The following is a 26,281-nucleotide window of genomic DNA, read 5'->3' as shown; positions in this document are numbered from 1 at the left end:
GCTAGACAGACAATAGCAGTTCCTTTCCATCGAAGTAAAATTCTTTACCGGGTTCGACAAGCAGCAGGGTTTTATCTTCCAGCTTATTGAAAAGGTAAGAGGCATAGTCAGCGTCCTCAAAGCTCGCAATAAGCTCAAGCCCATTAATATTTTGCTGCTCGTGTTCGGGCCAGAATAAACGCTTTAAGTTCACCTCTGCTAAGGCCCTAAGGGGCATCAAGGCGACGAGTGCCGCAACAACGACGAATATGGGTATTCTTATTGACATGTTGTTAAAGCTTGAGACGCTCCGTAATTTAGAATTGATTTTGACCTTATTAAAGATCTTCTTGTAATCAAACCACTTCTATAGCGCTATGCATAAACTTATCGGTTCAAATCAAGCCTTCACATAGCTGGAGGTTTCAGACAAGTTTTATTATCGTGCAAGCAGTTTCTGCGAACGTTCTTTTTCGCCAGGGTCTGACGTGAAGGTATCTGTGCTGCTGAATATCCCGGTCAAATGAATGATCACGACCGCCTAAAGTATAGAAGTAAATGAAATCAACATTTAATATATTTCAAGCAACTTTTTTCGCATGATTGAAGTATAGTATTCTCATTGAAATGCAGATGCCCGCGATGCCGATACGTTCAATTTAACGTATAAGTACCTACCTGCGGACCCGACTTCAGGGATAACCGCCAAAGATAAGCTGAATTATATATTAATGGCAGTAGATTGCTCGGATAGGGCAGTCTCACAAGAAGCTGGTTTGCTCGCAAAAGGCTTGGTAATTAGCCATGCTGATATCTCTAATACAGTTTCAGATCGCTAATTCAAAACCAACCCTAGATCGATGCAGCTTACATGAATTATTTATATAGAATGTCACTTTATCTGAAAAATTATTACATCTGCTTACCAAGAGGCGAGTGGAAGTAAGATTTAGAAACTATTGGATGATGGTGGCATAGGTTTGGCTTTAAGGGCGCTTGTAAGACTCAAAAGTGATGGGCAGGGGGCATCAAGTTTTGCAGCTTAATGGGGACCTATGATAAAGTTTTGTAAAGACAAACGGAAAAACAGTATTTCCTTTGGTCTGCATTTTATCATGAGCGCGAAGTTTAGAAAACTATGCTCGGGAGAAAAGCGAAGCGCCGGTATGGATCGCCGAATGAGATCGTTAAAGATAGGCTTTTATTTTGAGGTCCAGCAGCCAAAGAGCTAGGCTTTGCGGATAAACAAGTTGCACAGCAATGGCTGAATAACACAGCTGAGAATTCACACTTAACCTCTCGAGGATGAGAACGGGCGATGAAGCGTTTCCGGCGCATGCACAGTCTACAAAGGGGCCTAAATTCCGGCCTTATTTCAAAATAACTTCAATTTCCAAAGTTCCCTAGCAACGTGTATCAACACCAAGCTAAACTGCGAAGTTGCTCTGATCGAGTGGTACTGCCTCATTATTCCGTAAATTGGATGCTTCCGTCACTTGTGATGCTTGAGTCGTTCGGTTTCATGGCATTTTTTGCTATCGCTGGGTATGTTGATTAAAATCGAAGCATAAGGTCAGCTACGTTCATCACGAGCAGCGGCCGTTAACGTGTTTGAATTCTGCTTTTGAACGCGTTCATACTCTTCTAATCCCTGCTCCATCATTGCCTGATGCCCTTTAGCTTGCCGGATCAAAGCCAATCCTAAGATCCAACCGATCGCCAAAGAACCTATGCCAAAAAGTATCATATTGCGCACAATCCAAAAAGGCTGCCCATTGATGTGATCTGCATAGGCCCCAAAGAAAAATAGCGAAGAAGTTAGCGACAAACCAATTATAAGTAACACCCCATAACCAATCTTAAATTTTGGAAACATGGCGGCTAATGCAACTATCGATAGGCGAATTATTAGCTTAATCATTATACGTTCCTTTAAGGGGTGGCATTATCCTGCTTCTTTGGGCGCAGGGTCGTTTATTTTTAATTGATATTGTACTTATTTGGACTTTTCTTATTCAAAGGCCTCACCCTCGGCGATATAGTTTGGCGCAGGAATACATGCAAAATTTCCCGTAATTCCCACAGTTCCGACCTCTTCCATTTGAGCAGCTGCGTTTAAACATTCTTCTTTTGTATCCATTTCACCAACGGTAAGCAGGCCATTTATCGCTGTGAAAACTAATATCCAGGAATATTGAAACAATCTAATTTTCCTTCTAAGGGGTCAACGTCTTGCCGCTTTTGGCAGTCCCGACTATTGATTAGGTACAACTATGTCTTGAACCTGCGAAACCTAAGCGCAGCCAACGAGGACAGGCATATCCTACACAAACAAAGAACAATAGAAATGACAAATATATTTAATTAAATGTTGCATAGATAAACATTATTCTCCGACCGCCATATTGTGGTTATACGATAAAGCAGAGTCTCCCTGTATCAAACTGGTTCTGGTTCGGCGGTGGATCTCTTAGGTTCAACACCAGCGGCTCAAACGCTTAAGGGCCTTACCTGGAACTTTTGTTACCCTTTAAACACTCAACTTGCTCGGCCCAACATCTCCGGCTTTCTTATTAACGCCATCACCCCGTAAACCTTTGCATAACCAAGCGTATCTGAGCGGCGGTATAGCTAGGCTTTCTACCCTTGCAGCTTTCCGGTTTGTTAGCTTTAGCATGCGCAATACCTTCTAACGGGGCTTTCTTCATCGCTAACTCTTATGGCTTTGCGATTGGTGACATAAAGGTAAGCATTGCATCGCGTGAGGTTGTGGCCAGCGCATCAGATGGCTTGGTCTCAAACGCTAGAAGGTTGAAGATCGCCTTAATGGTAACGCTATAATCCAAGAATAACCGGATATTCTTTTTGGTGTCATCGTCGCTACGACCAAACTGGTCTGCTTTTTCTGGTTATAAAAGCGTCTTCCTCTCGGGGCGAATAAGAGAGATGCCATCGGTTTGGACGTTCAGCTTGGAAAGTGTAAAAAAAACTGACATTCGCGCATCTGCAATAACCTCTTTTTTTATCAAACCTGACTGTTTTTATTGAGGTGGCTAATGCTTGATGGATTGCGTTGATATGCTGGCTCTCAGATATAAAAACGTCTAACTCATCTGTTAGATCAAATTAATGAATGGGGTGTCCTGTGCGTTTTGTAGCCTTTGGTGTCCAGTCAATCCCAATTCTAGGGGGTGTTCGTGAGTTGGCTTACCATAATCGGGTATAGCTTTTAGCCACAAATTACTCGCATTCAGCGATGGCTGCAGCCATGCCCATGCCAGTTGCTACATTCACCAACGGCAAAGAAGCCGCTGCAGCCGTACACTCAACTTCACCCCGTATGAGAGGTTTATCGTCTGGCGCTTTAAAGTTGTAATACGCCATAGAGCCGCCGAGCGCTGCTATGATCACGACCAGTGTTATGATTTGGCTAGTGTTCATTAAGTTTATTTTTTCTGCTGCTTTTTCTGCTCTTTACGTTTTTTACGCTTAGAGTCCCGTAGTTTTTCTTTGGCTTCCGTACTTAGCATAATGGCTACTGCCCGCAGATCTGTTTGCTCTAAGCGTTGCGTTTGCGTGTCACTATTCGTTCGAACTTGCTGTAGTGGATCGTTTCCTGACTTCTGCTTCAGCATCAAGGCATCATTGAAGGCTTTTAGCATTTGGCCCGAGTTTTTATTCAGTTTGGCATCCATACAATAATGATAGCAGAAGAAGCCTGGTTGGTTAAGCAAAGCTTTCATTCGGGTCAGTTGACGCCTGCGCAAAAAAAACATTGATCTGATAGTCTCTGAAGGACGTATTTCTTTCATGATTAAAAACAATAACCGCCCCGCTAAAACCCCGATCAGGGCAAAGGCCGCCAAATTTGCTTTTACGGTAAGCCAATCTGATCGATTGATGTTTGGCATAACGATATACGCGGCTTTGGCGTTTTTACTGATCACGCACAGCTGATTAAGTGTTTTCCTCGCTAATCAGCCAGAGCAAGCAATGATTACAATGCCCCCTGAGCTAAAGATACTCTTGATATATTGCTTGCTGGTAATGCTGATGCTGGTGGTACAATCAATCTTGGCGGTACACCAGCATGGGCTAAGGCCATTGGTTGGTTCAAGAGATGGCATAGAATATACGGGCTTAGCTGACCGAGCCATACGAGCGTTAAACAACACGCTCATCTCGCTTGTATTGATTATTCCCCCGGTTTTCACACTTGCTCTGCTGTCTGTTTCTACCAATATAACCACAGCCGTTTTGCAGGCATTCGTTGTGGTGAGAGTAGGGCACTTTATTGTGTATCTACTTGGGATTTCTTGGATAAGAAGCTGCCTGTGGTGGACAGGTCTTATATGCACCGTTTATTTGTATGTGATCTGTTTAGGTCTTTAGCGAGACGTAAGGTTATATCTTTTGCCATGGAAACGGCTTCTCTTCACTCGCGCCAAGCAGAAATGCGAAGGCCTTATCATACCAACTCCTAAAGTTTGAGGCCAGTTCGGTGATAAAGACGTTTTTCTCCTTCGAGATAACAATCCACAGAAATTGCACGAATGCCAAAAATCCGATGATTGTTATGCCAATGTTCATCATTATGCCGATGACAAGCATCTGAAAGCCTCTCATGACAATCTGTTTACGCTCTGATGTTACAAGTTGTGACACTCTGCCCTCCTTTACCAAGGGTGTATATAAGAAGACCATGCTGCGGCTTCAACACCAAGCATCCCCCCCCCTTAGCGGGGGTCTGTGGAGGGATGCTCAATAGTGGCGTTTTTGCGCTTAAATATGCGGGGGTGTAGGCATGCAGCCTATCGCGTTTAACTTTTGGTCGTGATCTTGATTAAGATTCGCACGCGCAGTGGCTTTTCTCCAAAATCAGCGTTGAACAGCCCATCCTTGAGCCCGGAACGCATAAGATAAAACTTTCTGCAGAGAATTCTGGTGCCTTCATCGCAGCCCGCAGTATTTACTATTCTATCTGTTCTTGGGCTACTCAGGTTGCGATCTAGTCGTTGTCCTGCCTATGCCCATTGTTGTATTTACGACATAAGCAGTTGAGGGGGTAGCAGAGCCATTGAATTTTTGGCGCACTTTTTGCTCTTTAGGAAGATAAAGCAATAAAGGATCGAAAAAATGTCAGGCTCCCTAATAAGTGCAGATTTAATTATTGAAGGTGACATAAAGAGTGATGGAAACTTGACTGTCGATGGAAGAGTGGTCGGGAATGTCAGCTGCATAAATGTGACGATAAATTCGGGTGGGTTTATTCAAGGAAACATAAAAGCACATCATCTTGTCAGCCTTGGAAGTATTTCAGGGGATATTCACGCCAAAAGCGTTGATCTGAAAGAAGGCTCGACAACTAAGACCAATTTGGAAAGCGATAATCTGCAAGTCAGCTCTGGGGCAGTTCTTCAAGGACAAGTAAATATCAGCGGAGCATCGACTTAACCCTGAAGGGCATAAAATAAAATTACACCTCAAGTCAAAGCGCATATCAGGCGTGGTTTCTATCACAGAGACACCGCTTGCAGATGGTTTGGTTGCCGGGGCGGGTTTGAATTTGGCCTGATGTTTTGTGGTCCGGATCTAGCGTTTGAGAGCAAATATTTTTTAAAGGAACCTTATGGTCCACTATTGGGGGCTAAGCTGCTTACCTCTGATAAACGCCACTGGCGCGAGATAGCGGCTCACGGACCTTTACCTGCTATTATTGGTATCTGTTCTTGATCAAGCGCCTTGGCTAATCTGCCCAACAACAAAGAGCCGTCAGAATAAAACCTTTCCAATATTGGGTTTTAAGAAGTCTGGCTATTTTAAGGTGAGCCTTCTCTATGCGCTTATCTATGCGTGTCTGATTTTTTTCACCTTCTACATAGCCGATGAAGCCGCCCAATTTCACGCCGTTAGAGTTTGCAGCAGCTAATGAAGCATTCGCTCTTGAACTGATTGCTTGGGCTTCTTTTGGGCTCTAAGGGCGTGTGGTTCCACGGGCATAATCAACCCCGGCACGATGAAGGATATATGAAACTTTTGGCGCCGGTAATCTGATCAAAACTCTTCTAAGCCTGGTCTCGTGAGGGGCTATTTACAGTAACTTTATCAGTAGGTTATCTATCGGTAGGCTGCTTTAGTCTGGTGATATCTGGAGCGGGTAGCGGGAATCGAACCCGCACCTTAAGCTTGGAAGGCTCTTATGATACCATTTCACCATACCCGCACTCTGATAGCGCGTGATAGAACATGGTCCATGGGGCGTCAAGCGCGAAGATAGTCCTTTCGATGGCGAACATTACAATTCATGTGCACAGGTCTGAAATCGCGGATCGAGAAGGCAGTTTAAAGCGCCATATTCCTCGCAAAAGCTGGCTTGGGCGGTGGTTTACCCTTTGCGCCGTACCGCACCCGGGTGTTTCAACAAGCGGGCAACCTCTGGTCAATATGATCGCGCTCGGCTAGGAACCTTTTATGTTAAACTGCCTAACCTATCCTTGCGCGCAGAACGCTGCCTCGCTGCTTATCGTACATGGGTTATACGGGTCTGCGCGCAATTGGGGCGTGATCAGCAAGCGGCTTTCGGATCAATTTAATGTTTATGCCGTTGACCTGCGCAACCATGGCGATAGCCCCTGGTATGACAGCCAATCTTATCACGATATGGCGCAGGACTTGGCCCAGATCATTCAGCATATTGGCCACCCGATGCATGTTATTGGCCATTCAATGGGCGGTAAAGCGGCGATGGTTTTGGGCCTAACGGAGCCTAATCTGGTTGAGAGATTGCTGATCGCCGATATCGCCCCCGTCGCCTATGGCCATGACCAAAGCCAGTATATTGAAGCGATGCAGCGGCTGGATCTTTCGCAAATAAGCACCCGCGCCGAGGCGCTCCAAGCTTTGGCTGCCGATGTTCCCGATCTCGCTTTGCGAAATTTCTTCCTGAGATCACTGGATTTGAAAGAAAAGCGCTGGAAGCTGAACTTAAAAATTTTGCAGCAAGAGATGCCTCAAATTCTGGGCTTTCCCGAGCTTACCGAAATTTTTCAAAAGCCTTGTTTGATGTTGGCGGGCGCAGAAAGCACCTATGTTGCAAAAGAAATGCGCCCGCGCATCAAGGATCTGTTTCCAAATGCAAAATTTGCCAAAATACCCAGAGCTGGCCATTGGCTGCACGCGGATCGCCCGCGCGCTTTTGAGGCAGCAGCGCGGTTGTTTTTTGCCTGACAGTCTGCCGTTGCTATCATTGAAGAAGTCCGCGGCGGTTTCACACCTTGACCAATCTTTCATTTCAACTCATATCCTCAGTCATGACAGAGCTTAATAAAATTCGAAATTTTTCCATTGTTGCGCATATTGACCATGGAAAATCCACTTTGGCAGACCGGTTGATCCAAGAAACCGGAACCGTCAAAGACCGCGATATGAAAGAGCAACTGCTTGACGCGATGGATATCGAACGCGAACGCGGCATCACCATCAAAGCCAATACGGTGCGCATTGATTATCAGGCAAATGATGGCGAAACTTATGTGCTTAATTTGATTGACACCCCCGGCCATGTTGATTTTGCCTATGAGGTCAGCCGGTCTATGCGCGCGGTTGAAGGATCCTTGTTGGTGGTTGACAGCACGCAAGGGGTTGAAGCGCAGACCCTAGCCAATGTGTATCAAGCGCTTGATGCAGATCACGAGATTGTGCCCGTTTTGAACAAAATAGACCTGCCGGCAAGCGATTGTGATCGGGTGGCCGATCAGATCGAAGACGTGATTGGGATTGACGCCTCCGAGGCGATCCAAGTCAGCGCCAAAACGGGTGTAGGAATTAAAGAGACATTAGAGGCAATCGTAAGCCATCTACCCGCGCCGACCGGTGAGCGGGAGGCCCCTTTAAAAGCGATGCTGGTCGACAGTTGGTATGACAGCTATTTGGGCGTTGTTGTGCTTGTGCGCGTGATGGATGGCACGCTGAAAAAAGGCGAGCGGATTAAAATGTTATCCAACGGGTCAACGCATCATGTTGATCGTATTGGGGTTTTTCGGCCTCAAATGGAGCAGGTCGACGCGTTGGAGCCGGGTGAAATTGGCTTTATCACGGCATCGATCAAACAAGTGCGGGACACGCGCGTGGGTGATACGATCACGCATGAGAAAAAAGGTACAGAAGACGCGTTACCCGGCTTTAAGCCCAGCCAACCCGTGGTGTTTTGCGGGCTGTTTCCGGTCGATAGCGCAGAATTTGAAGATTTGCGCGACGCCATCGAAAAGCTTTCTTTGAATGATGCCTCTTTTAGCTCAGAAATGGAAACATCTGCGGCCTTGGGCTTCGGGTTTCGCTGCGGGTTTTTAGGCTTGCTACATCTGGAAGTAATCCGTGATCGGATCGAACGCGAATATAATATCGAGCTTATCACAACGGCACCTTCGGTGATTTATCACATATATATGCGCGATGAGACGATGGTTGAATTGCACAATCCGGCCGATATGCCCGATCTCAGCAAGGTTGATCATTTAGAAGAACCCCGTATCAAAGCCACCATTTTGGTGCCGGATGAGTATCTGGGAGATGTGCTGAAACTCTGCCAAGATCGTCGCGGCATTCAAGAAGATCTTACCTATGCTGGAAGCCGCGCAATGGTGGTCTATGACCTGCCGCTGAATGAGGTGGTGTTTGATTTTTATGATAGGCTTAAATCTGTATCTAAGGGCTATGCGAGCTTTGATTATACGCTGACGGGCTACCGCGAAGACAGCTTGGTTAAAATGTCAATTTTGGTGAATGACGAGCCCGTCGATGCGCTGTCGATTATGGTGCATCGTGACCGCGCTGAAACCCGTGGGCGGGCCATGTGCGAGAAGCTGAAAGATCTTATCCCGCGCCATATGTTCAAAATACCGATACAAGCGGCAATTGGTGGCAAGGTGATCGCGCGTGAAACGCTTGCGGCACTGCGCAAAGACGTTACGGCCAAATGCTACGGCGGAGATGCCACGCGAAAGCGCAAACTTTTGGATAAACAAAAAGCGGGTAAGAAAAAGATGCGTCAGTTTGGAAGGGTTGATATCCCTCAAGAGGCCTTTATCTCAGCGCTCAAAATGGATGGTTAAACCTGTTTAAGGCCGTCCAAATTTCACATTGCAAGCAACCTGAAATCGGGCAGATGGCTGCGCGGTGCCAAACAGCGTTTCGCAACCGAGAAAAGGTTGACACAAAATTCCACTTGCGTCGGCCTGATCCGGGCGACACTCTGTAAATTGTATATAGTTTTGCGATAAACAGGTTGGCTTGCATGGCGAAAAAATATCTTCCCGCTCAAATCCTGCTGCATTGGTTGGTTCTGGGCTTTGTGGCGCTGCAATATCTATTGCATGAGCCAATTTCAGAAAGCTTTGAGAAACGCCTCGAAGGCGCTGAGGGGGCAACTTCGGGCCTCGTAGCATTACATATTTTTGGAGGAACCTTGATTTTGGTGTTGATGATGGTGCGTTTACTGCTGCGCTTGTCAAACGAGTTGCCAGCTTATCCGAAAGAAAACGCGCCTCTTCAAAAGTTGCTATCCCAAATCGTCCATTGGTCATTTTACGGGCTTTTATTCTTATTGCCGCTGACCGGGGCCGTTGCTTGGTTTCGGCTGTCTGAGGCAGCGGGTGATCTGCACGAGGCGCTACGGGGGGGGCTTTTGCTTGTGATTGCGCTGCATGTTGGGGCCGCGCTGTTCCATGAATACCTTCAGAAGACACCGATATTACAACGCATGTGGTGGGGTTAGCAGGGCAGGCTTGCAGCTTATAGCCGGGTGCCGCCTGAGCGCCTGTGTTTAAAGCAAGGATCTGGATTGTATGGTACCGTCTCCCCGGTTTGAACGGGGGACCTCTGGATCCACAATCCAGCGCTCTAACCAACTGAGCTAAGACGGCACGTGCAGGCGATGTAACTTTGCTGATGCGCGAATGCAAGCTTTAATCCGATCTCGAAGCGGCAAAAGTCAAAAATTCCAATCGCGATCGGCTTGCATAAAATAAGGAGCGCAGGTAAAAAATGATCCGCATATAAGGAGAGGCCACATGGGCATCAACAAGCAATCCGATCTCGAAGCCAATTTGCAGATCGGGCCCACGGATCGCGGTATGGTTCGCATTTATGTTGTTGGCGACGGCATCGAGATGCCCATGGATTTTGATCCGAGCGATGCGGAAGAAATCGCTGAGGAAATTATGGTGGCGGCAAAGGCCGCGCGCGGGCTTTCTGGTTCATCAAACTGACATCTTAATATTGCGCCGCAGGATCGCGAAGAAGTGCCAGGCGCCGCGCTGCGCGCCGCGCAAACCGGTGAATGATAGATTTTCTACGCGCCGGGCTTAAGGTGCTTATGGGCGCGTCGCGCATCAGTTCAGCATCATAGCCATCTGCCCAAAACACGCCTGTCTGCTCAGGCAAAATATCCACCGGAAAATCTGTTGGAACCGCCCAAAAATATTGGTCACACCAGGGCAAGTAATTCTGCCATTTCCCGTCAGACATAAAATCTTCTCGGCTCGATTTACACTCAATAATCCAAATTTCGCTTTTGGTGCCCAAAGCCAGAAGATCCACGCGCAAGCCCTTTATTGGGGGGAATTCTTCAAGGCTTACAAAGCCGAGCCCGCTTAAATGCCGCGCCATTCCCCTTGCCAGCAATTGACCCGTTTTAAATGTTTTCGCAGGTTGTAAATCCATCTTGTGAAAGTGCGGTATCGGGTTTGACTAAGCAAGGTTTGATTGGTTTTATGGGCGAAATATTCACCAAATTTTCGGGAAGCCTTGCCATTTTAAAGCGCAAGCACTACGTGACAGTGAGGCGGGTTCTGTTCTTCGCGTCTACGGTTGCATTCCGGTGGCCTTAAGCAATTCCGAGGGAACTGGCTCTGTTTGAACCCTGGTTCATTTATCTGGTGCCCACCTGTACATACAGGTCCTCGGGAATGAGAGAACCCCACGGTTGCTACGGGCCCGCCACTTACTTTCTGTGTTGCAGCGTAAATCTGAAACCGCATCACGTCAAATAAGCACTGTCGTTATAGAGCCTTTTACAGCTTCAAACTGAGCCCGCGCGGAAAAGTAAGATGTTTGGGCGACGGCTCAAAAATGCCTGGGTTAGCTGTCCAACTAGGCCCTTATCGCAATCTGCATCTCTGGCTTAGCGTGAGCTCAAGCGCCATTAATCCAGGGCTAAAGTCAGCGTTGAGCAGATAACTGATAAAAACGCTCCATTAGGCGCTTAACCTTATGGGGTATTTAGAGTTCGGACGCGCGTTCCCTCTGATCTTTTGAGCGATTATTACTGGCCTAATAGTTTTCAGAATCCTTAATCATGCTTTGGATAGATTGTTAAGTTTTATAAGTGGCGCTGAGCAGATTATGCGCTCTATCTTTTGCATATGTCTCAATTCCTGAAAAGGAATGCGCGCTTGCGGTTCCGGCAGTAGAGAAATGAAAAACGTAGATATTTCTGCTTCACATTCGCGAAAGACTTGTCTATTGCACGTGCGTATAAGTGCGGTCGTGGCGGAATTGGTAGACGCGCAGCGTTGAGGTCGCTGTTCTTTAACCGGAGTGGAAGTTCGAGTCTTCTCGACCGCACCATATTTTCAGTATAACTTATTGTAATTCCTTCGAGTTTAATCATCGAGGGAGACCGTTGGGTTGCACATTCCGTACATAATATGCCGTTCAGGCACCTATTATTATAACCGCCATGTGCCTAAGCATGCAGTGAACGCCTATGGTTCATTCATCAGGTAAGCCTTATCCAAATGCCCTGAAGAAGCTGAAGCTTATGCAAAACGTCTGGGTAATGTATTGGAGGGATCTTGGAGTAATACGACCTCAATACAGCCTGTTGATATCCAACTATTCTTTTCAGCTTCAAACCAAGATCCTTTGTTCTGTCAGGGATAGCTGAAGAATATTTGTCATTGAGGGTTATCGATGAGAAGCCACCTCGAGTGGCTCTGTCAGGCTTTATCTCTCTTGCTGGTGATAGAGATGTCAGCCAGTACCCTCGAGAGGGTGCCAAGCTGTTTGTCCGTCATCTGGAAATCAAAGGGAATAAGACCGCCACGATTAGAAGACGTATCAACGGCCTGTCTGCTATTCTGAACTATGCCTATGCAGAGCTGGACTTGGATAAGCGCAATCCATTCTCAAGGCTCTTTATCAAAGAAGAAGGCGGAGACAGCCATAAGCGAGGCACCTTTGCCAATGATCAACTGAAGTGGGGATACGACAAGGCTTTAACTTCAGGAAGTCAGATCAAATTGCTTATGCCACTTTTAGGAGAAACAGGCTGTCGGCTGGCAGAGATCGTGGGGTTGAAGCTGGAAGACATCGATTTTGCGAATGACATAATCCATGCACGACCTAGTTCAGCAAGGCGTTTGAAGACCAGGAGCAGCCAGAGAATGAAAAGAATGTGAACGAAGGTAACGATAGGAGCGTCTTCTTCTAGAGGGTGCCACCCTACACACCCGACACCGAGGTTGCTTGCCGCACAAATGTTGTTAGTTTTTGGCCACCCAAATGTTACCTTCGTAATCTATTGCATTAAACGTATTGAGCGGTACCTGCTTCATCGACTTCATCATCTGAACGTTCTCTGGAGGCATATCCTCTGGAAGCCCATCACACCATTTTTGAACACCACCGTCCTTGGTGCAATATGACGTGCCATGGAACGGGCAGGTTATGTGGCCATTTTCGTCTATTTCCCCACCAGATAGGGGTAAATTCATATGAGTACAGGTATTTTGAACGGCCCTTACATCACCGTTGAATCTAAACAACAATACGTCATCACCGTCCAATTCGAATTCAATTTTATTTTCTTTTGACAGATCTTTGCTGGCACCTGCACGTGTCCATTTTATTCCATCCTTCACCAGTGCATCATGCTTTTTAGCGACTAGGCTTTCGCCTTTTACCGACTTAATTTCATACAAAGTAATTCTCTCACTAGTACCTTTAAGTTTCGTTCTAATGAAATCTTCTACCTCAACTCTATCTTGGATTTGGTTATAGGCGTTTTCTGTAATAAGCATTGTCGTATCTGCTTCTTTGTTGGCACTTTCTGCTCTAGCAGCCATATTCACGGTATCACCAATGACGCTTAATCTTTCCGTGCCCCTGCACCCTAGCATTCCGATTATGGCTTCTCCAAAATGAATTCCAATTCGAATTTTGAATTCTTCATCAAAGTTTTCTTCGACGGTACTGGCAAAGTTTTTCAGGTCTGACTGCAATTCTAATCCAGCTTTTACAGCCCGAAATGTTTCATCGCCTTCACCATCAAGCCCAAATATTGCCAGAAATGCATCACCAATATAATTATTAATTTCACCGCCATTTTTCATGACGATATTACCCGCAAAATCAAAATATTTGTTTAATAGATACATCACGTCAAACGACGCTAGTCTCTCACTTAGTGGCGTAAAGTCCTCAATATCCGCAAATAAAATCGCAACTTGTTTGTTAGATCCAATTGAGCCAGATGATTGCATTGCTGCCTGTGCAAACTTTATATCTGCTTGGTTCTTAAATAACTTCCGTATTTTTGCGTCCCCACTTAATAGCGTTTGGCAAGCCAGGCGTACATCATCTGGGAAATCAAGCTTGTCAGCTATAAGCTGTTCTTTCTGAGACCGCTCGGAACAATTTTCTAAGCCATTCAGGATTTGTACTCGACAGGTAGAGCATCGTCCGAGACCGCCGCAGACATGCAAGTGTTCAACTTGGTTTTCATTTGAAATTTCAAGAATGCTTTGGGCCTCTGAAAATTCAACTTCACGTTTTTCATCGGCATAAGTTAACTTTGGCATATTTTTCAAAGGCTCCATTTTTTATTATTATGGAACGCTCAGAAAGCATCGTAAAGACAAACTAACGTTTAACCTGTGCTCAACTCCGCCGAATGCTTACCGGAAATTTAATATTTTCATTAATTCTTACGATTTTCAAAAACTCATGTTAATCTTTCTGAGTTGTTAACCAGAAATAGGAGAGAGTAACATGTCGTCAATTGAGACAAAAGCATGGTCAAACCCTGATGAAGCGATGACACCCGACAAAACACATGCTGCAACTATTAAATTTGGACCAGTTAATATCACGAAAGCAAATATGCAGCCGGGATGGAAATGGTCTGAGTGCATTAAACCTCATGTTGGAACTGACTCCTGTCAGGCCGGCCATATCGGCGTGCTTATGCAGGGGAAAATTCACGTAGTTTGCGACGATGGTTCCGAAGAGACAATCTCTGCGGGTAGCGCTTATAGAATTGCACCAGGTCATGATGCATGGGTTATGGGCGATGAGCCTGCTCTCGGCATTGAATTTTCAACTACAGAAAAAGAGTTTGCAGCTTGGACAAAGGGCTGAAGCAGTAAGATGCTATTTAATCAAGTGATGCTCAGCGCTTACAAATGCTGAGCATTAATAAAATTCTATCAAAAACAAAAGGAGGGAAAATACGATGAATGATTTTGCCGAATTGAAAGAGAAAGCAAAAAAAACATGGTCTGATTTTGCCTCTATGGAGAATTTCACCGGTGTCGCTGCACCGAAGCTCGTGCGGTTTGCAGGAGTTTTATCAGATAGCCGAGTTCTAGATGTTGCCTGCGGTACCGGAGTAGTGGCTCTAACCGCAGCAAGGTCAGGCGCAAAAGTGACGGGAGCTGACTTAACGCCTGACTTGATAGCCCGAGCAAATGAAAACAACAAAACCCTAGGGCTAGATATAGATTTTCATGAGGCAGACGTAGAAGACTTACCATTCCAAAATGAAAGCTTCGATATTGTTCTTAGTCAGTTTGGGCATATGTTTGCGCCTCGACCCAATGTCGCAATAAAAGAAATGTTACGAGTGCTGAGGCCTGGCGGAACAATAGCATTTTCAAGCTGGCCTCCAGAGTTGTTCATGGGGCAATTCTTTCAGATTAATGCTAAATATGGACCGCCGTTACCCGATGGTGCTGCAGCGCCAGTACAATGGGGGTCTGTCGAAACAATCAAAGAGAGACTTCAAAATTTGGTTCATGATTTAACATTTGATCGTGATAAGCTTGAGATGCCGGGACTAAGCGTTGCACATATTCGTGCTAATTTTGAAAAGGGCGCAGGTCCTCTTAAGAGAATGGTAGAAGCTTTTGCTGAGGAACCAGAGAAGCTTTCAAGTCTACGAAATGAGATCGATGAGGCCATTTCTGAATATTTTGAAGATAACCTTTTACGCATGGACTTTCTAATGGCGAAGGGCAAAAAATTTAACCAGTAAATATTTGACGAAGAACAAATCTGGTTACACACACAGCTCCCCTCACTGTCAAAGTTTAAGTATATATAATGGCCACAAGGGCGTGGGCCATGCGGCGCCAACTACTGTTGACCAGTGAGGGCGTCACCTGCGTAGCCTGAAAACAAAGTTTTTATAAATTTTTTTGTAAAAACGTTTGGTTTTACCTGACACACCCGACACCGATTACCCAACTTCTTATATGATTCATTTACTCTTGTGCTTTGATAAACTTTATCAAGCGACCTGACCTGCCATCCTCCAAGGCCCAAATGGCACCATCGCTTCCAAGCTCCACGTCACGTACTCGTTGCGACCAACTGAATCGCTCCGCTTCAACTGGTAGATCATTTTTGAACTCTATCCTTACGAGTGCTCTGCCCTTTAATCCTCCAAGGAAAGCATTCCCGTTCCAATCCGGGAATTCATCCCCTTGATAAAAAAATAGGCCAGAAGGAGCTACTGTTGGAACCCAAAATAATTTTGGCTTTTGAAATTCTGGTCGAGTATCGTGCGTTGGGATAACTGCACCACTATAGTGGTTACCTTCCGACACTATCGGCCACCCATAGTTTGCTCCAGGAAGGATTAGATTCAGCTCATCGCCATGCTTCGGCCCCATTTCATGAGCCCAAAGTTCATTCTTATGATTAAATGCAATTCCTAACGAATTTCTGTGACCAATCGACCAAAATGTTTTTGCTAATTCTCCCTTGTCTTGGAAAGGATTATCGCCGGGTACGGATCCATCATCATTTAAACGAATAATCTTTCCTAATGCTTTATCCCAGTGTTGAGCGGGCGTTTGCTCTTGCCTATCGCCGGAAGTTATGAAGATTTTGCCTTCATGTTTACTTCCCTGTTGTCCCAAGGTGATTTTATGTGAGAAGTGACCTTTTCCAGATCTCGCCGGGGTTTGGTTCCAAACTGTTGTAATGTTTTCTAACTTTGGTGAATGTTTTATATTTAATTCTGCCCTAACCACAGTGGCGTATCGTGTATCGCCTGCGGTATCTGAGGAAATATAAGATATATAAATAAATTTATTTTGTTTGAAATTTGGGTGAGGAACAACGTCGCCTAAACCGCCTTGACCACCATAAAAGACTTTGGGAACGCTGGCGACTAAAGACTTTTCACCATTTGTATTAACCAGCCAAAGATCACCAGATTTTGTCGTAACTAGTAGTCGGTCAGGCGAAATAAAGGACATGGCCCAGGGGTTTTGAAACCGTTCAACTACACTCCCCTTTATTTTTGAGCCCTGATTTCCTTCAATAATGTTATTCGCCAGCGCATGTGTGGCTAAGCTCATCAAAGCAACATAAATTAGCAGCCGCATTTGTACTCCAATTTCAATATATCTACTTTAATTTGAAACTTAGATGCTTTTACGATCAACCCTAAATCCAAAAAGAATTAATATGAAACTCAAATGAAAATCCCTATTGATTAATATTTTTATTATGCTTCGTTTAAAAAAGGCGATTTGAAGAGTTTTGTCGGTCTCATTTATTTAACTTTGATGAAATGACTTTGAGGTCTAGCCTAGTGATGTAGAATTTTGTGACCCAAAGTGTCACAAAGTGACCATACACAAAAAGGGAGGAAACGTTATGAGTGAACCAAATTTTATTGTGATAACCGGAGCGACAAGCGACACCAACGATAGAGCAGGCTTAATGGGTGCAATGGGTGATTTCGCCCAAGAATGCAAAGACAATGGCGCCATGCGTATTACATACGGCAGCGTTCTAAGTGGCAAGCATCCAAATGCCTTAATATTTATTCAATTCTTTGAAAGCCTAGCAGGGTTTGAGAATGTTATGAAAGCCATTCCAAACTCAAAACCGTATGGGAGCATGATTAAGGATCATGCAACAAAACCCTTTGTTCGCAATGTTATGCAGAGCAAAGCAATACCTTTTGAACCTACGCTATCACCAATGCCAAATTATTTAGTTCTTACTCGGGCAAGGCCAAAGACTTTAAATGAGGCCGAGTTGATAAACTTATTATCGTCCACCACTTCAACGTTTAAAGACCATGGGGCTCAAACATTTAGGTTTGGGCATACCGTGACAGGAAACGATATTGGGACTTATCTACTGGGCGTCACATATCCTTCAATGGCTGCAATTGAAGCAACATACACTGAGCTTGCAACCAATCAGGCCTTTGCCAAACTTTCTGCAGGTATTGATGTTGATATGAGATCGATAGTGAAAATTGCCGGTATTCTTTAAAAAAACCTAGGTTAAGCACTTACTGTACAAATGGTTAACACACCCCCAGCTCACCTCACTGTCAAAGCTCAAGGATATATAACGGGCATAGAGGGGGTGTGGCGTATGCGTACCCCCTTTGTGGTAACCACTTATTGTAGCGAAACAGGCTGCTTACCATTTGGAGTGAGTTTTACGAAATCGCGACATTGAAGGGTCTTCTATCGTCCCACCTCTTGAACATCTTTTGTCACACATTTGGTCCACATTGGCATGTCATTATGGTTGGATCATGTGTTGACAGGCTGTCCTCACCGTGTGACACCATATGCAGGAATTGATTTAGGTATCTGAAATTAAATAAGTACTTCTTTAGCGTTTTTTATTGCGGCCGGTTTTTATATCTCGGCATTTGTGAAAACCTACAGACGAAATCGGCCTCCTCTTCACGAATGCCCAAAAGCTTCCAGGCTCCAGTTATCTTTTACTGCAAAAATTACGGACGACATTTTTGTAAATAACGCGGCCATAGCAATTTCCTTAACAGGCTGTTGAACAGATCAGTGACCAAAATTTGCTAAAAGGGTAAACCGGGCAGGAGATTACTCGTTCTCAGCGCGCGCCGCCGCCGATCTTTTGAACCATTATTATAATTTTGTGTTGTTCGAAGGCTTAGGTGAGGTCTACGCAGATTACTAAGATGACGCGGGTTTGATGCCATTTTAGAGCGGGTCAAGCTGATCTTTTTGGCCACAATGTGTTTGCATTGAGCACCAGCCAAAGCTCACAGAGGCTGAACCTCTGTACGCCTCACATATGCGATTTATTTTCACAGATGCGTCTTAGTAAAATGCATTTTTGATAGCGGCGCTTACAAGTTTAAGAAGTTTAGGGCTGCGACTAAGACGGCCTGCTTATGATTAAAATACATATCCTTTCACCTCGAGCTTAACCGCTGAAAAATCACAAACCGGGCCCTTTTAACAGTAAACCACATTTTGTTCTAAGGCGCGCAATGCGCCTTAACGGCATAATTTACGCTCTGGATTGAGACATGCGAAATTTTGCAAAGTTCTGACGGTTTTCGATAGGTCAGATGAAATACCTAGGCTCGCTTACTCCCGTTAAGAGCAATATGCGTTCTAAAATTGCTTTATTTTTTGAATTTGGTCGGGCTAGCAGGACTTGAACCTGCGACCTTCCGTCCCCCAGACGGACGCGCTACCAGACTGCGCCATAGCCCGCCAATACCGTTCTTCTTAGTGATTTTCTTCGGCAGGGCAAGCGAAAAAGACGAGATTTAAGGGGTGTTGTGCCTTTTACTATAGCTGCCCCATATCGCCGCCATGCGCTGCATCAATGGCGCTAAATCTGTTTTTTGCGTTTTGCTTAAAGGGGGCATCTGCCGGATGTGATGTTTTATAGCGCCAAAATTGGGTGCGATATTAAACGGCGCTGTCACTGGCTCAGATCTCGGTGGATTGTCAGCTTCTGTATCCGCCCAAAAGTTTGAGCTTGGTTCATAATCATCGAAAAGCGAAGCCTGTCTCGCATCGCCGCTGGGGAAGGGGGGCGTTTTGCGCCCCACAGATTTCTTTTGCGGTGGGGATAGCGGCGAAGGCTCGATTTCTGGCGAGGGCTCAGTTTTTGGCAAGGGCAATGGGATCACTTTTGTGCTGGTATCGATCAAACGTTCGGCAGAGACGTTCACATCTTCAATCGCGGCAATATTGGGCGCGTCATCACTTGGACGGGCAGCCGCCTGATCGTTTCGATCTTTCATAAAACTAGGGGTCTCAGATAATGCGGCAACATATTTCACCCCGCGTTTGTTCAGAATTTTTTTTGCTGCTTTGATGCTTTCGCCATCTTCATGTAGTAGTTTTTTTATGCCGCCGATCAGCAGCATATCTTTGGGGCGATAATACCGGCGCCCGCCTGCGCGTTTCACGGGTTTGATTTGACTGAACTGGCTTTCCCAAAACCGCAATACATGCGTGGGTACTTCAAGCCAATCCGCAACTTCGCTAATCGTCCTGAACGCTTCGGCGGTTTTTTCCATTGCCCAGCGCCGCCTTAACTTTTATTTCCCAATGCGACTTTTTCTTTCATCAGATGCGACGGACGGAACGTGAGCACGCGCCTTGGTGTTATCGGAACTTCCTCCCCGGTTTTCGGGTTGCGCCCAACCCGCGCGGTTTTATCGCGCACGCTGAACGTTCCAAAAGATGAGATTTTGACCTGTTCGCCTTTTGTCAAAGCGTCGGACATGTGGTTGAGCAAGCTTTCTACAAGCTCAGCGCTTTCATTTCTGGACAGGCCCACTTCTTTAAAAACAGCTTCGCTCAGATCCATTCTGGTCAATGTTTTATCGCTCATTGTCGCTCCCAGTTTTTACGTGAGTGTAAAGGCGAGTGAATTTGCGAGTCAATATCACAGCTTCAACAGATCACCGATTTACGTGGTTTTTTAACGTTTTGGGGCTCGGGTGCTCAACTCTACCACCTTAAGGCGACCGCACCCCAAGCCAGTCCACCTCCGATGGCTTCGGTGACGATCACATCATTCTTTTTGATTTGACCGCGTTCTTTGGCAACCGAGAGCGCCAGGGGAATCGATGCTGCAGAAGTATTGCCATGGTCTTGAACGGTTGTCACAACGCGCTCGGGGTCGATCCCCATTTTCTTAGCAGTCCCTTGGATAATGCGAATGTTGGCCTGATGTGGAACAACCCAGTCGATCTCATCGGCAATAAGCTGGGCTTTTTTCATGGCCGCTTCGGCGGTTTGGGCCAGCTTTTCCACAGCGTGTCGGAACACTTCTTTGCCATGCATTCTCAAATGTCCGGTCGTTTGATGCGAAACACCGCCATCAACGTACAGAATATCGCGGTAAGCGCCATCAGAGTTCAAATCAACAGCAAGCACTCCGCGATCGCCTTTATCGCCCCTGCCGTCTTCGGCCTCAAGAACCAACGCGCCTGCGCCATCGCCAAATAAGACGCATGTGCCGCGATCCGTCCAATCCATTAATTTGCTGAAACTTTCGGCGCCAATCACCAAGATGCGTTTGGCCTGCCCGGCGATGATTTGCGCATTGGCATTTGCCAATGCATAGATAAATCCGGCGCATACCGCCTGCACATCATAGGCAAAGCCGGTTTTCATTCCGAGACCTGCTTGCACCATGGTTGCCACGGAAGGAAAGGTAAGGTCTGCGGTTGAAGTTGCCACGATTACCGCGTCGATATCATTGCTTTGCAAATCGCTGTCTTTAAGGGCGGCTTTGGCGGCTGCAATCGCCATATCAGATGTGGTTTGTCCATCTGCCACGAAATGCCGCTGTTTGATCCCAGAGCGCGCTTGTATCCAGGCGTCGCTGGTGTCCAATTGCGCTTCAAATTCTGAGTTCGGCACCACTCTTTCGGGCAGGTAATGGCCAACGCCCCGCACAACGGCTCTTACTGTCATTCTTATTCCGTTTCTTGCTCTGTGGTTGGGACATCGTGGGGTATTGTGTCAACAGATGCAAGCCGCGCGGCCAGATTTTGAGAAAACTGCGATTGCGCGAGATCTACAGCCAGTTTCACAGCGGCAGATATCCCCAGCGCATCTGCGGATCCATGCGATTTTACAACCGTACCGTTCAGACCAAGAAACACGCCGCCATTTACCTGTCTTGGATCAATGCGTTTTCGCAGCCGTTGCAGTGAGGTGATGGCCAATATTTGGGCCAACCGAGATAGGGGCGAAAACTTAAACGCCTCGCGCAGCAGTAAACCGATCAGGCTGGCCGTGCCTTCGCCGGTTTTTAAGGCGACATTGCCGGTGAACCCGTCGGTTATAATCACATCCGCTTTGATGCCAGGAATATCACCGCCTTCGACAAAACCCACGAAGCTAAAATCGTGATCCTCGGCATTTCGGCTGATCAGCGCATGCGCTTCGCGCAGCTCTGGGCGGCCTTTATTATCTTCGGTACCAACGTTTAAAAGGCCAACGCGCGGGCGCGCGAGAGCCAAACCGGTGCGGGCGTAAGAGGCGCCCATAAGCGCGTATTGCAAAAGATCCCGAGCATCGGCCCGGATATCGGCGCCAACATCCAGCATAACGTTAAATCCTTGCGGGTTGTTGGACGGCCATAGGATCGCGATCGCGGGGCGGTTCACGCCTGGCAACTTGCGCAAACGGATCACGCTGAGCGCCATTAACGCACCGGTATTGCCACAGGAAACGCAGACCTCTGCTTCGCCGTTGCGCACCGAATCGATGGCAGACCACATCGAGGTATTTTTTCCCGACCTTAATACCTGGCTAGGTTTATCATCCATTGAGACAACATCGCTGGTGTCGCGTATGTCAACGCGGCCCCACAGAGCCCGGCGCTTGGCTACTTGCAGGTCCAGCACCGATTTCTTGCCGTGAATGATGAAATGCAGATGCGCATTCTGTTTTGCGGCTCGGGCAACGCCTGCCACAACCGCGGCAGGGCCTCGATCGCCCCCCATCGCATCAATGCTGAGTACAATTTTGTCGGCCGCCCCCTTCGTATTTTCAATCGAAGTGGTCATTTGCGCCCGCCTTCGGCCGTTTAGGCCGCGTCTTCGTCCAGATCGATCTCATCTACCAGAGCAATGACTTCACGCTCTGCGTAATGCCCGCATGATGCGCAGACGTGATGCGGCCGCTTGAGTTCGCCGCAATTTGGGCACTCATTTGGATTGGCCGCAGAAAGGGCGTCATGGGCGCGACGATTGTTCCGGCGCGATTTGGATACTTTATTCTGTTGGACGGCCATGCCTGAACCTCGTTTGCTCGGAACCCAGTCCCGCGTTAGTGTAAAATTATCCGCCGCGCATACATCTAATTGTGGGTGCGTTACAACCTTCTTTTTGCAACTATCGACAAAAAACCCGGCTAATTCGCAGTTTATCCGGCTTGGATATCCATAATTATTGCTCTTTGTCCATTTTCGCACGCAGGGCAGCCAGCCCCGCGAAAGGTTTAGGAGGGTCTTCTGGAAAGGCTGTTGTGCCGGCAGGGGCAGCTTTCACGCTGCCTAATTCAGCGCCCGCAGCGCGTGGGTATTCCGGAACCTCTAAAGCCAAGGCTTCTTGCAATATCTCCATCAGCTCAAAGCTTTCTGGCAGCGGCTCAAGCGAATCGTCAGGATTCGAGATCAGTTCGGCCTCTTCGCTCTCTTCCAAGGGTATAAGTTGATCTTGTGGAACAAAATGGCGCAAAACTTTTGTATCGATACGGGTCACCACAGGGGCAAGCGTCACGACACATTCCTGCTGTATGGTTGCCCCTAGAGCGCCCTGAAGCACCCATTCAAGCGCTCCGGTTGCGCTGAGCGTGCCCGTTAGCCGTAGTTTTTTGAGGCCTTTAACCGATAAGGTCGCAGCCATGAGCGCGCAATCCGTTTCATTCGGGCGTAGATCGAAAGCCTGCGGTTTTTGACCATTCAGCTCGCTTCGGCGGATTATTGCGTCTGGTGTAGTGAATTCGGGCATGTTTATAACAACATCCTTTAGAGAAACATTTACTTGCGCTAGGGTTTGGGCATAAAGATCAAATCACAGCGAAACAAGAGGCGAGATATCATTCGATGCGTAGGGCAGGGTTTCAGATCATATCCGCACTGGTTTTGGTGACGTTGAGCGCCTGCGCCGGACAAATCCGCAATCACGGTTACATGCCGGCACCCGATCAAGTGGCCGATGTTTTGGTCGGCGTCGATACGCGCGCCAGCGTAGAAGAGCAATTGGGGCTGCCCACCACAGAAGGTTTGATCGAACAAGACGCATATTTTTATGTGCGCAGTCGATTGCAAAATAAAGGCTTACGGGGCGCTGAAGAAATTGAACGGAATATTTTGGTGGTCAGCTTTGACAAAAATGATGTGGTGAAAAACATCCAACGATTCAGCTTGTCGGATGGTCAAATCGTGGCGTTGCAACCGCGCGTCACGCTTCCTCCAAGGGAAGAGAAGGGGATGTTCAGCCGTATCCTTTTATCGATAGGATCCCCGGATGCCGCTTCGGTCATCAACGAATAAACCCGATTGCAAGGAAAAGGCCAGCACTGTGGCAGAGACCGAGCGGTTTTTGCTGTGCTGCGCGCGCGCGAATGATCCACGATTTGTCAGGCATGTGGCTGGGCTATCATGTTGAAAAAAGCTAAATATGCCGCCAGACTTGCTGAAAACCTTCAAGATGTTCACTCTGCACAAGCGTTGCGGTGTTTGGCGTTTAATTTGCGATCTGAAACTGGTCTTGATCAAGACCGGTTCGATGATATTTGCGCGCATATGCTGATCGAAGAGGTTGCAACAGGTGCGCTTGTATGTTGTTTCAGGCTGCTCCATCTAAATGGCGGCAGCGATATCGAAAAAAGCTATTCTGCGCAGTTTTATGAGCTATCAGCTTTGCAAAGCTTTGACGGAAAACTGGTTGAAATGGGGCGTTTTTGCATCCATCCGCAAAATCAAGACCCCGATATCCTGCGGGTGGCTTGGGGTGCGTTAACCCAGTTTGTTGATACGCAAAAGGTAGATTTTCTGTTTGGATGCACGTCGTTTCGCGGTACTGACACGAAAGCCTATCTGGATGCGTTTGCGATGCTGCGCGACAAGCATCTGGCGCCAAAGCGGTGGTTGCCGCGGGTGAAGGCGCCCAATGTGTTTGAATTTGCGGCGCGCTTGCGGCGAAAGCCTGATGTTCGGTTGGCGATGCGTCATATGCCGCCTTTGCTGCGCAGCTATTTGTTAATGGGCGGTTGGGTCAGCGATCATGCTGTTGTAGATAAACATATGAACACGCTCCATGTATTTACCGGGGTTGAGGTCGGCCGAATCCCGCCAGCGCGCAAACGGCTTTTGCGGGCGCTCTCTTGACCTTTTAGAGTAAGCCGCATAGCTGGCGGGCTATGGCACGTACTCCGCTTTTGCAGTTAAAAGATATTTCCCTGACCTTTGGGGGCAATCCGATTTTTGACGGGATGGATCTGATCGTTCAACCGGGCGACCGTGTGGCGCTTGTGGGGCGCAATGGATCTGGAAAATCGACCTTGATGAAAGTGATGAGCGGTCTGGTCGATGCCGATCGAGGCAACCGTGTTTTGGCGCCGGCAAGCTCGGTGGGCTATATGGAACAAGATCCGCAAATGACTGGGTTTGACACTTTGGGCGATTTTGCGATGAGCGGTTTGGAGCCGGGTGATTATTATCGCGTGGAGCGCGCCGCAGAGGGGCTTAAGTTTCAACCGGACCGCCCGGTAGCGACGGCGTCAGGTGGCGAGCGTCGACGCGCAGCGCTGGCCAAGCTGATGGCAGAAGCGCCCGAATTGATGCTGCTCGATGAACCGACCAACCATTTGGATATTGAGGCGATCTCATGGCTTGAAGAAGAGCTGCGCAGCACCCGCGCGGCGTTTGTTCTGATCAGCCATGACCGGCGGTTTCTCGAGCGTCTGACGCGGGCAATCCTATGGATTGACCGTGGCGCGGTGCGCCGCAATGAAGTTGGCTTTTCTGGGTTTGAGGCCTGGCGCGATAAATTGTGGGAAGAAGAAGACATCCAGCGCCATAAATTGGATCGGAAGATTAAATCGGAAGCGCGCTGGGCTGTTGAGGGCATCAGCGCGCGGCGTAAGCGCAACCAGGGCAGGGTGCGCGCCCTACAAGATTTGCGCAGCGAGCGATCGTCAATGATCAAACGGCAGGATCGCGCGGCGATGGCACTGGAGGCGGGGCGCAAATCGGGCCGCAAAGTGATCGAAGCAGAAGCAATCGGCAAGCGTTTCGGGGATCAAGAGCTGTTCAAAGATTTTTCCATCAAAATTCAACGGGGTGATCGTGTTGCTTTTGTTGGCCCTAATGGGGTGGGAAAAACAACGCTTCTGAAAATTTTATTGGGTGAATTACCCGCCGATAAAGGCAGCGTCGTCTTGGGAACCAATCTGCTGGTCTCTGTGTTTGATCAAACCCGCGCGCAGTTAGACCCTGAGATGAGTCTTTGGGACAGTCTGACCGGCGATCCAGAGATGCGCGTCTCAGGAAAAGCCGACCAAATTCTGGTACGCGGTCAACCCAAACATGTGGTGGGATATCTCAAAGAGTTTTTATTTGATGAAGCGCGCGCGCGCGCCCGTGAAATCGCTTTCTGGGGGCGAAAAAGCCCGCTTGCTCTTGGCCAAAATCATGGCGCGGCAAAGCAATCTTTTGGTGTTGGATGAACCGACCAATGATTTGGACGTGGAAACGTTGGATTTGCTGCAGGAGCTCTTGGCGGATTATGACGGGACCGTCTTGCTGGTCAGTCACGATCGCGATTTTTTGGATCGCACGGTCAATATGACGGTTGCGCTGGAAGGGGATGGCCAGGCAACGCTTTATGCAGGGGGCTGGTCGGATTATCAATCACAGCGCAAGCCGCAAACCGAGCCTCTCGAGATCGCTGAAAAAAGAAAGATGAAAGATACAGCGCAAGACGTTGATAAAAATCATGAAAATTCTTTATCGTTTACCGAGAAACACCGCTTAAAAAGTCTTCCAGACTTGATCGCCCGCCTTGAGGCCGAGATTGTAAAGCTTGAAACGTATCTATCAGAGCCTGATCTGTACTCGGCTGCGCCGTTAAAGTTTGAAAAGGCAACGCAAGCATTGCTCGAGCGTCAAAACGCCCTTTCTGAGGCTGAAGAAGACTGGCTAATGCTCGAAGAGCGCTCACAGGGGTGACTTGCCG

Annotated in this window: 29 protein-coding genes and 4 tRNA genes; 15 read left to right on the top strand and 18 right to left on the bottom strand. The window is 47.4% G+C overall.

Translation table 11 applies throughout. The features are described 5' to 3' along the window. Position 1: 1 nt before the first annotated feature. The 6 genes from UM181_17335 to UM181_17310 form a co-directional block, all read right to left on the bottom strand. A complete protein-coding gene (locus UM181_17335; GenBank protein ID WQC63034.1) occupies positions 2–268 on the bottom strand; it encodes a hypothetical protein in 267 nt (88 codons plus the stop codon). Positions 269–1,552: 1,284 nt separating this feature from the next. After that, positions 1,553–1,900 carry a hypothetical protein gene (locus UM181_17330; protein ID WQC63033.1) on the bottom strand — a complete coding sequence of 116 codons (348 nt, stop codon included), beginning with the start codon at positions 1,898–1,900 and terminating at the stop codon, positions 1,553–1,555. Positions 1,901–1,990: 90 nt separating this feature from the next. Next, positions 1,991–2,182 carry a hypothetical protein gene (locus tag UM181_17325; GenBank protein WQC63032.1) on the bottom strand — a complete coding sequence of 64 codons (192 nt, stop codon included), beginning with the start codon at positions 2,180–2,182 and terminating at the stop codon, positions 1,991–1,993. A 1,037-nt stretch (positions 2,183–3,219) separates the two neighbouring features. Then, a complete protein-coding gene (locus UM181_17320; protein WQC63031.1) occupies positions 3,220–3,420 on the bottom strand; it encodes a hypothetical protein in 201 nt (66 codons plus the stop codon). 5 nt (positions 3,421–3,425) lie between these two features. Continuing rightward, positions 3,426–3,926, bottom strand: coding sequence for a hypothetical protein (locus tag UM181_17315; GenBank protein WQC63030.1), 501 nt, complete (start codon positions 3,924–3,926; stop codon positions 3,426–3,428). A gap of 457 nt (positions 3,927–4,383) precedes the next feature. Next, positions 4,384–4,644 carry a DUF4389 domain-containing protein gene (locus tag UM181_17310; GenBank protein WQC63029.1) on the bottom strand — a complete coding sequence of 87 codons (261 nt, stop codon included), beginning with the start codon at positions 4,642–4,644 and terminating at the stop codon, positions 4,384–4,386. Positions 4,645–5,115: 471 nt separating this feature from the next. Here UM181_17310 and UM181_17305 point away from each other — a divergent pair, with 471 nt between their 5' ends. Beyond that, the gene (locus UM181_17305; GenBank protein WQC63028.1) at positions 5,116–5,433 is read left to right on the top strand and encodes a polymer-forming cytoskeletal protein; all 318 of its coding nucleotides are present in this window, start codon (positions 5,116–5,118) and stop codon (positions 5,431–5,433) included. Positions 5,434–6,128: 695 nt separating this feature from the next. On the opposite strand, the gene UM181_17300 is transcribed toward UM181_17305, so the two are convergent. Continuing rightward, positions 6,129–6,202: transfer RNA gene (locus tag UM181_17300), tRNA-Gly, on the bottom strand. Between the two features lie 62 nt (positions 6,203–6,264). Here UM181_17300 and UM181_17295 point away from each other — a divergent pair. From UM181_17295 to UM181_17280, 4 genes are all read left to right on the top strand, one after another. Further along, positions 6,265–6,441: a hypothetical protein gene (locus UM181_17295; GenBank protein ID WQC63027.1), complete on the top strand. Its 177-nt coding sequence runs from the start codon at positions 6,265–6,267 to the stop codon at positions 6,439–6,441. A gap of 9 nt (positions 6,442–6,450) precedes the next feature. Next, entirely contained in the window at positions 6,451–7,206 is a 756-nt protein-coding gene (locus UM181_17290) for an alpha/beta fold hydrolase (protein WQC63026.1), read from the top strand. 83 nt (positions 7,207–7,289) lie between these two features. Beyond that, a complete protein-coding gene (gene lepA, locus UM181_17285; protein ID WQC63025.1) occupies positions 7,290–9,089 on the top strand; it encodes a translation elongation factor 4 in 1,800 nt (599 codons plus the stop codon). Between the two features lie 182 nt (positions 9,090–9,271). Continuing rightward, a complete protein-coding gene (locus tag UM181_17280) occupies positions 9,272–9,751 on the top strand; it encodes a cytochrome b/b6 domain-containing protein (GenBank protein ID WQC63024.1) in 480 nt (159 codons plus the stop codon). A 71-nt stretch (positions 9,752–9,822) separates the two neighbouring features. On the opposite strand, the gene UM181_17275 is transcribed toward UM181_17280, so the two are convergent. Beyond that, positions 9,823–9,899 (bottom strand) — tRNA-His (locus UM181_17275). A 147-nt stretch (positions 9,900–10,046) separates the two neighbouring features. Here UM181_17275 and UM181_17270 point away from each other — a divergent pair. Further along, positions 10,047–10,244 (top strand): DUF6324 family protein, encoded by a 198-nt coding sequence (locus UM181_17270; GenBank protein ID WQC63023.1) that lies wholly within the window; start codon positions 10,047–10,049, stop codon positions 10,242–10,244. Positions 10,245–10,248: 4 nt separating this feature from the next. Here UM181_17270 and UM181_17265 read toward each other — a convergent pair whose 3' ends face one another. Next, the gene (locus tag UM181_17265; GenBank protein ID WQC63022.1) at positions 10,249–10,698 is read right to left on the bottom strand and encodes an MmcB family DNA repair protein; all 450 of its coding nucleotides are present in this window, start codon (positions 10,696–10,698) and stop codon (positions 10,249–10,251) included. An 819-nt stretch (positions 10,699–11,517) separates the two neighbouring features. On the opposite strand from UM181_17265, the gene UM181_17260 reads away from it, so the two are divergent. Together UM181_17260 and UM181_17255 are read left to right on the top strand one after the other, a co-directional pair. Then, positions 11,518–11,604, top strand: a tRNA-Leu gene (locus UM181_17260). Between the two features lie 332 nt (positions 11,605–11,936). Beyond that, the gene (locus tag UM181_17255) at positions 11,937–12,437 is read left to right on the top strand and encodes a hypothetical protein (protein WQC63021.1); all 501 of its coding nucleotides are present in this window, start codon (positions 11,937–11,939) and stop codon (positions 12,435–12,437) included. A gap of 84 nt (positions 12,438–12,521) precedes the next feature. On the opposite strand, the gene UM181_17250 is transcribed toward UM181_17255, so the two are convergent. Continuing rightward, positions 12,522–13,856, bottom strand: a complete 1,335-nt coding sequence (locus UM181_17250) for an adenylate/guanylate cyclase domain-containing protein (protein ID WQC63020.1) — start codon at positions 13,854–13,856, stop codon at positions 12,522–12,524. 172 nt (positions 13,857–14,028) lie between these two features. On the opposite strand from UM181_17250, the gene UM181_17245 reads away from it, so the two are divergent. Both UM181_17245 and UM181_17240 read left to right on the top strand, forming a co-directional pair. Then, positions 14,029–14,397 (top strand): cupin domain-containing protein, encoded by a 369-nt coding sequence (locus UM181_17245; GenBank protein WQC63019.1) that lies wholly within the window; start codon positions 14,029–14,031, stop codon positions 14,395–14,397. Between the two features lie 94 nt (positions 14,398–14,491). Continuing rightward, positions 14,492–15,292: a class I SAM-dependent methyltransferase gene (locus UM181_17240; GenBank protein WQC63018.1), complete on the top strand. Its 801-nt coding sequence runs from the start codon at positions 14,492–14,494 to the stop codon at positions 15,290–15,292. Positions 15,293–15,521: 229 nt separating this feature from the next. Here the strand turns inward: UM181_17240 and UM181_17235 are convergent, their stop codons facing one another. Continuing rightward, positions 15,522–16,652: a PQQ-dependent sugar dehydrogenase gene (locus UM181_17235; GenBank protein WQC63017.1), complete on the bottom strand. Its 1,131-nt coding sequence runs from the start codon at positions 16,650–16,652 to the stop codon at positions 15,522–15,524. Between the two features lie 274 nt (positions 16,653–16,926). Between UM181_17235 and UM181_17230 the strand changes: the two genes are divergently transcribed. Beyond that, positions 16,927–17,556, top strand: a complete 630-nt coding sequence (locus UM181_17230; protein WQC63016.1) for a hypothetical protein — start codon at positions 16,927–16,929, stop codon at positions 17,554–17,556. Positions 17,557–18,702: 1,146 nt separating this feature from the next. Here the strand turns inward: UM181_17230 and UM181_17225 are convergent. The 7 genes from UM181_17225 to UM181_17195 form a co-directional block, all read right to left on the bottom strand. Continuing rightward, positions 18,703–18,779 (bottom strand) — tRNA-Pro (locus UM181_17225). 56 nt (positions 18,780–18,835) lie between these two features. After that, on the bottom strand, positions 18,836–19,597 hold the full coding sequence (locus tag UM181_17220; GenBank protein WQC63015.1) for a MerR family transcriptional regulator: 762 nt from the start codon (positions 19,595–19,597) through the stop codon (positions 18,836–18,838). A 14-nt stretch (positions 19,598–19,611) separates the two neighbouring features. After that, a complete protein-coding gene (gene ihfA / locus UM181_17215; GenBank protein WQC63014.1) occupies positions 19,612–19,914 on the bottom strand; it encodes an integration host factor subunit alpha in 303 nt (100 codons plus the stop codon). A 119-nt stretch (positions 19,915–20,033) separates the two neighbouring features. After that, a complete protein-coding gene (locus UM181_17210) occupies positions 20,034–21,005 on the bottom strand; it encodes a beta-ketoacyl-ACP synthase III (GenBank protein WQC63013.1) in 972 nt (323 codons plus the stop codon). 2 nt (positions 21,006–21,007) lie between these two features. Next, the gene (plsX, locus tag UM181_17205) at positions 21,008–22,105 is read right to left on the bottom strand and encodes a phosphate acyltransferase PlsX (protein ID WQC63012.1); all 1,098 of its coding nucleotides are present in this window, start codon (positions 22,103–22,105) and stop codon (positions 21,008–21,010) included. A 20-nt stretch (positions 22,106–22,125) separates the two neighbouring features. Next, positions 22,126–22,332: a 50S ribosomal protein L32 gene (gene rpmF, locus UM181_17200; GenBank protein ID WQC63011.1), complete on the bottom strand. Its 207-nt coding sequence runs from the start codon at positions 22,330–22,332 to the stop codon at positions 22,126–22,128. A gap of 154 nt (positions 22,333–22,486) precedes the next feature. After that, the gene (locus tag UM181_17195) at positions 22,487–23,050 is read right to left on the bottom strand and encodes a DUF177 domain-containing protein (GenBank protein ID WQC63010.1); all 564 of its coding nucleotides are present in this window, start codon (positions 23,048–23,050) and stop codon (positions 22,487–22,489) included. Between the two features lie 95 nt (positions 23,051–23,145). On the opposite strand from UM181_17195, the gene bamE reads away from it, so the two are divergent. From bamE to UM181_17175, 4 genes are all read left to right on the top strand, one after another. Next, positions 23,146–23,595, top strand: a complete 450-nt coding sequence (gene bamE, locus UM181_17190) for an outer membrane protein assembly factor BamE (protein WQC63009.1) — start codon at positions 23,146–23,148, stop codon at positions 23,593–23,595. A gap of 108 nt (positions 23,596–23,703) precedes the next feature. Next, positions 23,704–24,432 (top strand): GNAT family N-acyltransferase, encoded by a 729-nt coding sequence (locus UM181_17185; protein WQC63008.1) that lies wholly within the window; start codon positions 23,704–23,706, stop codon positions 24,430–24,432. 32 nt (positions 24,433–24,464) lie between these two features. Then, on the top strand, positions 24,465–25,772 hold the full coding sequence (locus tag UM181_17180) for an ABC-F family ATP-binding cassette domain-containing protein (GenBank protein ID WQC63007.1): 1,308 nt from the start codon (positions 24,465–24,467) through the stop codon (positions 25,770–25,772). Next, positions 25,738–26,274: a hypothetical protein gene (locus UM181_17175; protein WQC63006.1), complete on the top strand. Its 537-nt coding sequence runs from the start codon at positions 25,738–25,740 to the stop codon at positions 26,272–26,274. Before UM181_17180 ends, UM181_17175 begins: the two co-directional genes overlap by 35 nt. The last annotated feature ends 7 nt before the right edge of the window (positions 26,275–26,281 follow it).

The sequence above is a fragment of the Alphaproteobacteria bacterium US3C007 genome, assembly GCA_034423775.1.
Classification (GTDB): Bacteria; Pseudomonadota; Alphaproteobacteria; order Rhodobacterales; family Rhodobacteraceae; genus Thalassovivens; species Thalassovivens spotae.
The sequence above is the reverse complement of the archived record's forward strand: the minus strand, read 5'-3'. Positions and strand labels throughout refer to the sequence as shown.